This window comes from Musicola paradisiaca NCPPB 2511, from assembly GCF_000400505.1.
GTDB lineage: Bacteria > Pseudomonadota > Gammaproteobacteria > Enterobacterales > Enterobacteriaceae > Musicola > Musicola paradisiaca.
In genome coordinates, this window is record NZ_CM001857.1 from 1154776 (window position 1) to 1166431 (window position 11656).

Here is an 11656-nt window from a genome sequence, read left to right on the forward strand (position 1 = left end):
GACGAGGCGGAGGCGCGCCTCGTCGTAGGCTGTCAAATCGGGCATTCCTTGGGTTGTGCGGCGAGAATATCGTCGATATTCAACATGGTAATCATGGTTTCTGCGATCTCGCGTTCCCCCATCACCACATAATCTGCGCCGTGCTCGGTAATGTAGGCAACTTCGTCGTCATAATGCGCCCGGGCGATGATTTTTAGGTCGGCCCGTCGGGCGCGGGCCGAGGCGACGATTTCACCGGTTTCGTACCCGTTGGGGATGGTCAGCAACAGAAAACTGGCGCAATCCAGCCGGGCAATTTCCATGATATCGGGACGGGTGGCGTTGCCCAGTACCGCCTTAATACCTTGTTCCCTCAGCGCATCGACCCGGGCCCGCGACGTCTCGATCACCACCATCGGGATACCGGCCTGATGCAGCCTGGCGCCGATCAGGCTGCCGACGCGGCCGTAGCCGACCAACAAGGCGTGATTGCACAGATCGATAGGGATCTGTTTTTCTTCCTCAATGGCTTCTTCGACGATCTGTTCTTCAATGGTTTCGTGCTTTTCCAGATACCGCTCCAGCAGCGAAAACAGCAACGGGTTGAGCATGATCGACAAAATGGCGCCCGCCAGCACCAGGTGCCGACCATTATCAGACAGCATGCCCAGCGTGATGCCGAGCCCGGCGAGAATGAAGGCGAACTCGCCGATTTGCGCCAGACTGGCCGAGATGGTGAGCGCGGTGCGTTTGGAGTGGCCGAACAGTCGCACCAGAAAGAAGGCGGCCATGGATTTACCGAAGACGATGATCAGTAACGTGCTCAGTACCGCCAGCGGTTCATTGATCAGCACCATCGGGTCGAACAGCATGCCGACGGACACGAAAAACAGCACGGCGAAGGCATCGCGCAGCGGCAGGGTGTCATGTGCGGCGCGCTGGCTGAGCTCCGATTCGTTCAACACCACGCCGGCAAAGAACGCACCCAGGGCAAAAGACACGTCGAACAGTTTAACCGCGCCGAAGGCGATCCCCAGCGAAAGCGCCAGTACCGCCAGAGTGAACAGCTCGCGCGAGCCGGTACTGGCGCTTTTTGCCAGCACCCAGGGGACGACGCGCCGCCCGACAACGACCATCAGAGTGATGAACGCGACGACTTTGCCGAGGGTGAACAGCAGATCGCTCAATAGTTTGCCGGTGTTGGCGGTCGAGGTGTTCAGCATGTCGCCGAACGCCGGCAGTAGCACCAGCGTCAAGACCATCGCCAAATCTTCGACGATCAGCCAGCCGATGGCGATTTGCCCACGCTGGCTGTCTATGAGCTGACGTTCTTCCAGCGCTCGCAGCAATACCACGGTACTGGCCGTCGACAGGCATAGGCCAAAGACCAACCCTTCAGGCAGGCTCCATCCCAACAAGGTGGATAATCCAACCCCCAGTAACGTAGCCATAATGATTTGCACTACGGCGCCAGGGATGGCTATCGACTTTACCGCCAGCAGGTCTCGCAGGGAGAAATGCAGCCCAACACCGAACATCAACAGGATGACGCCCAATTCTGCGATTTCCGACGCCAGTTTGGTATCGGCGACGAATCCGGGCGTAAAAGGGCCGACCAGCACGCCCGCCAGCAGATATCCCACCAGCGGGGAAATGCGCAGGCGGTTAGCCAAAATGCCCAGCAAGAAAGCCAGAACCAGTCCCATCGCCATGGTGGAAATTAACGGTGTTGTCTCATGCATTCCGACTCCTTTGCTATGCGTAACCAGATGGGAGGATATCCAAAGCCTGCGGCGCTGCCGTGCCGGGGCCCGGAGTGATCATGGCGCCTGAATAATCAGCCCATGAGTGTGCATTAGAAAGGGGGAAACACCATGAGGAACAGACTGAACCCGGAAAATCACAGAGTGTGATAAATGTTGTCTTCCACCCTTTAAATCAGTGTAACACATGTTTTCATATAAAATATTGATTTTATCTTTGATATATATAGCGAATTTAACTTCTATCTATGGTGATAATGCAATAGCCCAGCCTTTGCTCCGGTTTCGGTTTCCGCAACAAGCTATTGCACAATGAAATGACCTGCCGATGACGCATTCTTTTCCTCAAGCATTCATAAAGGCGTCAACGGTATTAATAAAATTTGTGTTAAGTTGTGCTCCTGATTAATAAGTGTAGGCTGCATAAGGTCATTAAGCGTGCCAATCTGGCGTTTTTAGGTAAAACGGATGGATACGCGGAACAGATGAGTCACCTAAATCAGCGACGGGTTAATCATTTATAAGAAATTCATATTACGGAGATCGGTTATGCGTTTTTCTTTTAAGACGTTGGGTGGCGCGACGGCGTTGGCGCTGGCACTGGCATCACCCTATTCAATGGCATGGGAAAAAGATAAGACTTACACCATCACCATCCTGCATACCAATGACCATCACGGACACTTCTGGCAGAACGACTACGGCGAATACGGTTTGTCGGCACAGAAAACGCTGGTGGATCAGATTCGTAAGGAAGTGGCGGCCAAGGGCGGCAGTGTGCTGCTGCTGTCAGGCGGGGATATCAATACCGGTGTGCCGGAATCCGACCTTCAGGACGCCGAACCCGATTTTCGCGGTATGAAGCTGGTGGGTTATGACGCCATGGCGATCGGCAATCATGAATTCGATAACCCGATGTCAGTGCTGCGCCAGCAGGAAAAATGGGCCGGATTCCCTTTGTTGTCCGCCAATATCTATCAAAAAAGCACCAAAAAGCGGTTGTTCAAGCCTTACGCGCTGTTTAGTCGTCAGGGGATCAAAATTGCAGTGATTGGCCTGACCACGGACGATACCGCCAAGATCGGCAATCCGGAGTATTTCACCGATATCGAATTCCGCACGCCGGCGGTGGAAGCGAAAAAAGTGGTCGAACAGCTGCGCAAGAACGAGAAGCCGGACGTCATTATCGCCGCCACGCATATGGGGCACTATGACAATGGCGAACACGGTTCGAATGCGCCGGGCGATGTGGAAATGGCGCGCAGCCTGCCTGCGGGCTATCTGGATATGATTGTGGGTGGTCATTCGCAGGATCCGGTGTGCATGGCCAGCGAAGATAAAAAACAGGTGAATTATGTTCCCGGTACGCCCTGCGCGCCGGATCGTCAGAACGGCACCTGGATTGTTCAGGCCCATGAGTGGGGCAAATATGTAGGACGCGCCGATTTCACGTTTCGTAACGGTGAATTAAAACTGGAACACTACCAACTGATCCCGGTCAATCTGAAGAAGAAAGTGGAAAAAACGGATGGAACCAGCGAGCGCGTTTACTACACGCAGGAAATTACCCAGAACCCGGAAATGCTGAAAATGCTGACGCCCTTCCAGGAGAAGGGAAAAGCGCAGTTAGAGGTGAAAGTCGGTAGTGTGGATGGGCACCTGGAAGGGGATCGCAACAAAGTGCGTTTTGTGCAGACGAATCTGGCGCGCGTCTTGCTGTCTGCCCAGTTGGAACGCGCCAAGGCCGATTTTGCCGTGATGAGCGGCGGCGGCGTACGTGACTCGATCGAAGCGGGGGATATTACCTATAAAACGCTGCTGAAGGTTCAGCCGTTCGGCAATACGCTGGTTTATGCCGACATGAAAGGCAGTGATGTAGAGAAATATCTGGCGGTGGTCGCCAATAAGAAGGTGGACTCCGGCGGTTATGCACAATTTCTGAATGTGAGCCTAGAAGCTGACGGTACCGGCGTGAAAAACGTCAAAATCAAAGGTGAACCGCTGCAAGCTGATAAAACCTATCGCATTTCTACGCTGAGTTTCAATGCGACAGGCGGAGACGGTTATCCGAAGATCAATACGTTGCCGAGTTATGTGAATACCGGTTTTGTGGATGCGGAAGTGTTAAGACAGTATGTTGAGAAAAACTCCCCGCTGAAAGTCGCCGATTACGAGCCTAAAGGCGAGATCGTTTATAAATAACCGGCTTGTCTTTTTAAATTGAATATAGGGTGGTTTCTGTCCTGACGATGGATTGAAACCCCCTTTTTTGCGCCGATACCTCTGTTTTGTCACACCGGTTCAGCCAGCTTGTCTTCATTTTCCTGATGATGATCTGCGACGATGGATAGTGCACGATATCCCCGCCCTATTTCCAGTTACAGGCGTGTTTGGCCTGATGACTCGCCCCATTGGGCCGCAGCAAGTTGCGTTCACATCGATTCCCGGCGGATTTATCACTTTCCCGAATCACTGACCACCGTCAGTTTATGAGGATTCACTCACTTGCCGTGTTTGCCCTAACGGGCCAAGACGTGGCGTTGTTCAACCCCATGTGTTGCCCTGCAAGTCGAATTATTTAGGGAATACCAAAAATGATGGTGTGCATTATTATGACGGTCTGTATCCGGCTACGGAATGATTGCTATTTCCCGGAATGAGGACGGTATTATCGGGTCAGGATTAAATCATAATTATTGATGGGTTTTATTTTTTCAGACAGAAAAAAAGATAAGCACATTTATATTCCCGGCGACTGGCGGTGGGGAATAATTGTGACTTTATTCAACATTTCACTATGGTGTTTGGATGTTTCATAAAAAGGCTTGGTAGCATGACTTATATTTCAATAACGGGTGGTAAATAAATGAAAATATCCCTCGTCAGGAAGCTGTGGTTTCCTCTCGCTATTAGTTTGCTGTTTCTGGCTGGAACGCTTTTTCATAATTCATTAAAGATTAAACAGGATCAAACCGCACTCAGAAAAGGTGAATTAATGCACCTTACCCAAATGGCGATGAGTGTGGTGAAAACCAACGCAGAGCTTGCCCGGAGCGGCCAAATTTCTCAGGATGAAGCACAGCAACGCGCGCTGAGGGAGCTCAAAGAACTGCGTTATGGTGAAGCCGGATATTTCACAATACTTAACTCCCAACCGCGGGTATTGATGCATCCAACAAATGAGAAGTTGATAGGTTTGGGAAATGACGTCAAAGATGCTAATGGTGTTTATATTTACCGGGAGATGGTGGCGGTAACAAAAAATGGCCAATCTGATTACACAACGTATGATTTTCCCCGACCCGGTTCGACCGATCCCAAACCTAAAGTGGCTTATAATTCGCGTTATGAACCCTGGGATTGGATAATCACCACTGGGCTTTACGTCGATGATATTGATGATGCCTTTTATTCTGCGCTGTATCAGAATGGAATCATCTTTATCGTGGTCAGCGGCGTGCTTTTCTTTTTTGCCTATTATATTAACCGCAGCATTTTACGCACCCTGGGCGGCGAACCGACTTATGCCACGGAAGTGGCTGCGCGTATTGCTGCGGGCGATCTTTCCTATCCGATTAATACCGTATCCGGCGACAACGTCAGTTTGTTATATGAAATGGGCGTGATGCGGGAACGTTTGACGACCGTGATTGGCGAAATTCGCTCCGGAGCTGAAAGCATCAGCAGCAGCAGCGATGGGATCGTCACCGGTAGTGTGGATTTATCCTCACATATTGAACAGCAGGCGGCGTCTCTGGAGAGTACCTCTGCCAGCATGGAAGAAATTACATCCACCGTGAAACAGAATGCGGAAAATACCGGTCAGGCGCGCCAGCTGGCGTATTCCGCTTTGGATATCGCTTCCCGCGGCGGGGCTGTGATGCAGGAAGTCAACGACACCATGAAGGGGATCTCCGAGAGCTCCGATAAAATCGCCAACATCACTGAAGTCGTTAATAACATTGCCTTTCAAACCAATATTCTTGCTCTGAACGCTGCGGTGGAAGCCGCTCGAGCGGGTGAACAAGGGCGAGGATTTGCTGTCGTGGCAGGTGAAGTTCGTAGCCTGGCTTTGCGTAGTGCGGATGCGGCTAAAGAGATCAAATCGTTGATCGAGGAGTCGGTTTCCCGCGTCAATAGCGGTTCGACGAAGATAAAGCAGGCCGGCAGCAGTATGGCCGACGTGGTTGGGGCGGTACAGCGTGTGGCGGAGATTATGGCGGAGATCTCTACGGCAACCGAGGAGCAGAGTAAAGGGATCACCCTCATCAACCAGGCGATTGTCCAGATTGACTCGGTCACGCAGCAAAATACGGCGTTGGTACAACAGACGGTGGCGTCAGCAAACGAATTGGAGGTTCAGTCTCAACGGCTGAAGGAGTCCGTTGCGTATTTTAACACCGAGGGCAGCGGGCGGCAGGACGACGCGCGGACGGTATCCCCCGTGGCATTGCTGAAACGTTAAGCTGTCTATTCCCTATTATCACTGTTCATCCTCCCGGTCAGTGCGTGTCTTTTCATGCACTGACGCTGAATATCCAGCAAGGTGATGCCGTACAGTTGGAGAAAGGAGCCAACGTTACCCGCTAACCACCGAAACAACCGTTGTTATGAAGCGGCAGCAGAGGGCAACACTGGCCGTGGAACCCTCTGCTGTCGTCTTCAGTCGCGCTTGGCGATGTCGGCGAACTGGGCTTTCAGCAAATGGGCCAAATCGACAGCGGCCAGTTCAATATCCAGCCCTCGTTTGCCGCCGGAGATAAAAATGGTGCCGAACTGCTGCGCCATGTCGTCAATCACCGTCGGCAGCAGTTTTTTCTGTCCCAGCGGGCTGATGCCGCCCACCAGATAGCCGGTAACGCGCTGCGCGATTTGCGGGTCGGCCATATCGGCTTTCTTCGCCGCCAGCGCTTTAGCGACTTTTTTCAGATCCAACTGCGATGCGACCGGCGTGACGGCAACCGCCAGCTGTTTGGCATCGCCGTTCAACGATACCAGCAGGGTTTTATAGACCTGTTGCTTATCCAGGCCCAGCTTGCGCGCCGCCTCTTCACCGAAATTGGTGTCATCGGCATCATGGTGATAACTGTGGAGCGTGAATGAGACGTTATTCTTCTCAAGCAGTTTTACTGCGGGTGTCATAGCGTTGAATCCTTACCTCTGAAAGAGAATTGCATTGCGCTCACTATACGACGATGGGGGCGCTGTCCGTAGGAGATTCATCATGGGCAAGATGCCGAGGATGGGGGACGGCTTCCAGCCAATAACTGCGATAAGTTGCCTTCGCCATACAGGTGCAACGCGCCCACCGCTACCACATACCGGCCGGCAGGGAGTGCGAGCAATTGCTGTTGCCAGCGTCGATTGCGTTGATGCATCAGCATCTCCGTCATTTGATTGCCAAACGTCGGGGGCACGTTGCCGATGTGTACCGGCTTATCGCTGACCCACCAACTGACCATGGTTTGCAGCAGACGAGCGTTGGTATGCCAGTGAAGTAACGTGTCTTCCAGTAACAGCATCCCATCCTGGGGTAATTGCAGCAGCAGTTCCATTTGGCTCTGCTGGCCTTCCAGTTCAATGATGGGAAGCGCGCGCTCCCGGGCGGCGTGAATCAGCTGGTAGTCAATACCGTAACCCGGCCTTAGCCCTAACATCATCGCCTGCCGCGCTTGCAGCATCAGCGCAGCTTGCCAGGCGGGCAGGCGATCGAGACTGGCGTAGTTGAATGACAGTTCGTCGCACAAACGTTGCAGACGTTGTAGCGTATCCGCAGTCAGCCGTTCTGCCATCGGCGGTTCGGCGCCGAGGGTGTCAAACGGGGAACCGCTGTCGGCGATGTCCGCTTCGACGATCAGCGCGGCTGCGCCATCCAACTGCTGTAGCAGCGCGGGTGGCAATGGGCTCATATCGACGGTGCCCATATGAATGCTGCCCACCAGATGAAAGTGGCGTTGTGGCTCAACCTCAACGTCTACTGCGGGGTAGCGGTAATGTGACGAGGGCAGTAGGCCGAGAAATGCGGCAATCCGGCGCAGCAGATGCTTCATGTCGATGTCTCCGATGGCGAAGACCTTATGCTAAACGGATTCGGCAAGGCGCTGCAATTAAGCATGACATTTGGACGGCTAGCGTGGATATAACGGTGGTCGGGTGCCGAGACCGGTGGTGCGGCCGCAGGGGGAGGCGCCCTTCCGGGAACGTCCCCCTGCGTTTCCCCGCCGTATGGGTTAGCGGTTGGCGGCGAAGCGTTTATCTGGCGCCGGGTGAAAAACGCAGTAACCGGTTGGCATTGCTGACCACGGTGATGGAGGACAGTGCCATGGCCGCGCCCGCCACCACCGGGCTGAGCAAGGTGCCGGTAAACGGGTAGAGTAAACCGGCGGCGATGGGGATCCCCAGCGAGTTATAGACGAAGGCGCCCAGCAGGTTCTGCTTCATGTTGCCCAGCGTGGCTTTCGACAGTTCAAGCGCATCCGCCACACCTTGCAGACTGTGACGCATCAGCGCCATGGTCGCAGTTTCCACCGCGATATCGCTGCCGCCGCCCATGGCGATGCCGACATCCGCCTGCGCCAGTGCCGGGGCATCGTTGATGCCGTCGCCGATCATCGCGACTTTCCGTCCGCCCGCCTGCAACTGCCGGATGGCATCGGCTTTGCCGTCTGGCAGAACGCCGGCGATAACCTGATCGATACCGGCTACCTGCGCGATGGCGTGGGCGGTGGCCGGGTTGTCGCCGGTCAGCATCACCAGTTGATAACCCTGGCGATGCAGGCGTTTCAGCGCGGGGATGCTGTCCTGCCGTAAGGTGTCCTGAATAGCGAACAGCGCCACGACGTTGTTGTCCGCCGCCAGCAACACCGGTGTGATCCCTTGCTGCGCCAACTGTTCCAGGCTTTGCTGCGGCGAGCGTTCACCCGTCGGCGCCGTCAGGTTGATGCCATGTTGGGTCAGTAACGCCGGATTGCCCAGCAGCAGCTCGACTGTTCCGCACTGACCGCTGATGCCGAGCCCCGGCAGGGTGCGGAATGTCTCAATGATGTGTAGCGGAACGCCCTGCGCACGTTCGACGATGGCTCGCGCCAGCGGGTGGCTGGCGCCTTGTTCCAGCGAGGCCGCCCACGCCAGCACCTGCTGTTCGCTGGCGCCGCCAAATGTATGGATGGCGACCACGCGGGGTTTCCCTTCCGTCAGCGTGCCGGTTTTATCGAACACCAGAACATCCAGTTGGCTGGCCTGTTGCAGCGCGTCGGCATCCCTGACCAGAACGCCAAGTTCTGCCGCCCGGCCAACGCCGGCAATGATCGACATCGGCGTGGCCAGGCCCAGTGCGCAAGGGCAGGCGATAATCAGTACGGTAGTGGCGATAACCAGCGTATAAACCAGCCGGGGCTCCGGCCCGACGGCATACCAGATGGCGCCGCTCAGCAATGCGATCGCCACCACGACGGGGACAAAGACGGCCGAGATGCGATCCGCCAGTTGCCCGATCGCCGGCTTGCTGCTCTGTGCCTGACGCACCAGCCGGATGATCCGAGCCAGCGTCGTTTGATTGCCGATAGCCTGCGCCTGGAAAATCGCGCTGCCATCCTGAACCTGAGTCCCGGCGTGGAGAGTATCACCGCCGTTTTTTTGCTGTGGGAGCGGCTCCCCGGTCAGCATGGCTTCGTCCAGCCATAGTTCGCCCTGTTCAATGCAGCCGTCGACCGGGACGCGGTCGCCGGTGGTCAGCCGCAGGCGCATCCCTGCCTGGATCTCGGACAGCGGAATTTGGCGATCGCCCTGCGGCGTGACCAGCCTGGCCGTCGGCGGCGTCAGGTCGAGCAGACGTTCCAGCGCCTGCGATGAACGCTGGCGGGCATTTTGTTCCAGCGCATGGCCGAGGTTGATTAACCCGATGATCATGGCGCTGGCTTCGTAATACAGGTGGCGTGCTTCCATCGGAAACTTGTCGGGCCACAGGTTGACGGTGATGGAGTAAAGCCAGGCTACGCCGGTGCCCAGCGCCACCAGCGTATCCATGGTGGCGCTGCCGTTGCGCAGGCTGCGCCAGGCATTGCGGTAGAAATGGTTGCCGGCGATCGCCATCACCGCCAGCGTCAGTACGCCGATCGCCAGCCAGCCGGCGCGGTTGCTGTCGGTCAGCATCATGCCGTCGCCAAAGAGACCCCATAGCATCAGCGGAATGCCTAACAGCATCCCCAATGCCGCTTGCCAGCGGAAGCGGCGCATGGCTGCCTGGGCGGTCTGTTCGCGTCGGGTGCGGCGTTCCGCCTCGTCTAAAATAATTTCGGCGCCGTACCCGACGTTTTCCACTGCGCTAATCAGGGCCTGATGCGGCGCATTTCCGCTGACCAGCGCGCTGCGCTCGGCCAGATTGACGCGCGCTTGCGTCACGCCGGGAACGTTTTGCAGCGCCTGTTGTACCCGGGCGACGCAACTGGCGCAGCTCATGCCTTCCAGCAAGAGCTGTACGCTGTCGTCATCGTTGCCGGAGACGGTGTTGGCCGGATGTGTTGCAGATGCCGCTGACAGGTGCTCCGGCGAAGCGTCTGTCGGTGCCAGCGGCTCAGATTTTGGGAGTGAAGACGCCTCTGCCGGGGCTGCATGAAATCCGGCCTGCTCGACGGCGCTGACCAGTGTTTGCGCATCGGCGCTGCCGTAAATCCGGGCCTGTTCCAGCGAGACGTCTACGGCGCTGACGCCAGCGACCGCTTCCAGCGCCTTGCGGGTCGAGGCGACGCAATGCTGACAGTTGAGGCCGGAGAGCGACAACGTGGTGTCCGGCGTAGTGGCCGGGCTGGCTTCATACCCGGCTTGAACGATGGTGTCTATCAGCGCCGAGCTGCCCACTTCGCCGGTAACGTTGGCGTAGGTCAATGATACGTCAGCTTTTTCCACGTCAGGGCGTGATTCCAGCGCCTTTTTAACTCTGCCGACGCAATGCTCGCAGGATAATCCCTGGAGCGATAACAAAACGGTTTGCGACATAATAGTATTTCTCCGTGATCACAGTCGGACGCCAAAGGCGTTGACCAAGAGGGTAATTTTGATTAGTTGTAGTGAGCGTAAACCTTCCAGCAAGGTCAGGGTCAAGGGGGGAAAATGAATATCAGTGATGTTGCCAGAAAAACCGGCCTTACCAGCAAGACCATCCGTTTTTACGAAGAAAAAGGGGTAATGACGGCGCCGCTGCGGTGTGAAAACGGCTACCGTAGTTACGATACGCATCATATCGAAGAGCTGACGCTGTTGCGCCAGGCCCGCCAGGTCGGGTTCACGCTTGAGGAGTGTCGCGAGCTGGTGGTGCTATTTAATGATCCGGAGCGGCATAGCGCAGATGTGAAGTCTCGTACTTTGCAAAAAGTGCACGATATTGAAAAACAGATTGAGGAACTGCGAGAGATGCGCCAGCGTCTGTTGGCGTTGGCGGAGAGTTGTCCCGGCGATAACAGCGCCGATTGCCCAATCATTTCTCATCTGGCTGGTTGCTGCCATCAGGCGCGCTCAACCGATATCGGTGATGACGGCGGGCGATAAGGCATCTAAGCGTTCGGCCGATGTTGATCGGTTAAGCGCCGCGGCCGGTGGATGCGGGGCGACCGCCGGTTGGATTTAGGCGTTCGGTTTGACTTTCAGCGTGATGCCTTCCACATCCACGATTTCCACCACCGTGCCGGCGGGAAGATCTCTCTCCGCCTGGACGCGCCAGCTACTGTCGCCAATGTCGATGCGGCCGATGCCGTTGACTAACGGCTCCGTCAGTGTGGCGTGCCGGCCAAGCAACTGCCGACCACGTTGATTGAGTGTGGAGATGGGCTCTTTACGGCTGCGTTGCCGCAACCAGTGCCACCAGAGCAACGCGGTGATGATGGTCAACAGGGCGAAACTCACGCTTTGCCAGGCCCAGT

Annotated in this window: 8 protein-coding genes; 3 read left to right on the top strand and 5 right to left on the bottom strand. The window is 55.8% G+C overall.

Translation table 11 applies throughout. The annotated features are described in order from the left end of the window. Positions 1 to 32: 32 nt before the first annotated feature. Complete coding sequence (gene ybaL, locus DPA2511_RS05270; RefSeq protein ID WP_012764648.1) at positions 33 to 1721, bottom strand: YbaL family putative K(+) efflux transporter; 1689 nt, start codon at positions 1719 to 1721, stop codon at positions 33 to 35. 570 nt (positions 1722 to 2291) lie between these two features. Between ybaL and ushA the strand changes: the two genes are divergently transcribed. Together ushA and DPA2511_RS05280 are read left to right on the top strand one after the other, a co-directional pair. Further along, positions 2292 to 3944 (top strand): bifunctional UDP-sugar hydrolase/5'-nucleotidase UshA, encoded by a 1653-nt coding sequence (ushA, locus tag DPA2511_RS05275; protein WP_012764649.1) that lies wholly within the window; start codon positions 2292 to 2294, stop codon positions 3942 to 3944. A gap of 664 nt (positions 3945 to 4608) precedes the next feature. Next, positions 4609 to 6207, top strand: a complete 1599-nt coding sequence (locus tag DPA2511_RS05280) for a methyl-accepting chemotaxis protein (protein ID WP_012764650.1) — start codon at positions 4609 to 4611, stop codon at positions 6205 to 6207. A gap of 197 nt (positions 6208 to 6404) precedes the next feature. On the opposite strand, the gene ybaK is transcribed toward DPA2511_RS05280, so the two are convergent. From ybaK to copA, 3 genes are all read right to left on the bottom strand, one after another. Further along, positions 6405 to 6884, bottom strand: a complete 480-nt coding sequence (gene ybaK, locus DPA2511_RS05285) for a Cys-tRNA(Pro)/Cys-tRNA(Cys) deacylase YbaK (RefSeq protein WP_012764651.1) — start codon at positions 6882 to 6884, stop codon at positions 6405 to 6407. Between the two features lie 80 nt (positions 6885 to 6964). After that, complete coding sequence (locus DPA2511_RS05290; protein WP_012764652.1) at positions 6965 to 7792, bottom strand: TraB/GumN family protein; 828 nt, start codon at positions 7790 to 7792, stop codon at positions 6965 to 6967. A gap of 202 nt (positions 7793 to 7994) precedes the next feature. After that, positions 7995 to 10736, bottom strand: a complete 2742-nt coding sequence (gene copA, locus DPA2511_RS05295; protein WP_012764653.1) for a copper-exporting P-type ATPase CopA — start codon at positions 10734 to 10736, stop codon at positions 7995 to 7997. Between the two features lie 114 nt (positions 10737 to 10850). On the opposite strand from copA, the gene cueR reads away from it, so the two are divergent. Further along, positions 10851 to 11285, top strand: a complete 435-nt coding sequence (gene cueR / locus DPA2511_RS05300; protein ID WP_012764654.1) for a Cu(I)-responsive transcriptional regulator — start codon at positions 10851 to 10853, stop codon at positions 11283 to 11285. A 75-nt stretch (positions 11286 to 11360) separates the two neighbouring features. Here the strand turns inward: cueR and DPA2511_RS21110 are convergent. Beyond that, positions 11361 to 11656 (bottom strand): NfeD family protein (locus DPA2511_RS21110; RefSeq protein WP_035049461.1); only part of this gene is annotated, 296 nt, incomplete at its 5' end.

Coding starts and splice junctions, on each gene's coding strand:
- DPA2511_RS05280 (WP_012764650.1), top strand. CDS start 4,609: ATGAAAATATCCCTCGTCAGGAAGCTGTGGTTTCCTCTCGCTATTAGT.
- DPA2511_RS05290 (WP_012764652.1), bottom strand. CDS start 7,792: ATGAAGCATCTGCTGCGCCGGATTGCCGCATTTCTCGGCCTACTGCCC.
- ybaL (WP_012764648.1), bottom strand. CDS start 1,721: ATGCATGAGACAACACCGTTAATTTCCACCATGGCGATGGGACTGGTT.
- copA (WP_012764653.1), bottom strand. CDS start 10,736: ATGTCGCAAACCGTTTTGTTATCGCTCCAGGGATTATCCTGCGAGCAT.
- ushA (WP_012764649.1), top strand. CDS start 2,292: ATGCGTTTTTCTTTTAAGACGTTGGGTGGCGCGACGGCGTTGGCGCTG.
- cueR (WP_012764654.1), top strand. CDS start 10,851: ATGAATATCAGTGATGTTGCCAGAAAAACCGGCCTTACCAGCAAGACC.
- ybaK (WP_012764651.1), bottom strand. CDS start 6,884: ATGACACCCGCAGTAAAACTGCTTGAGAAGAATAACGTCTCATTCACG.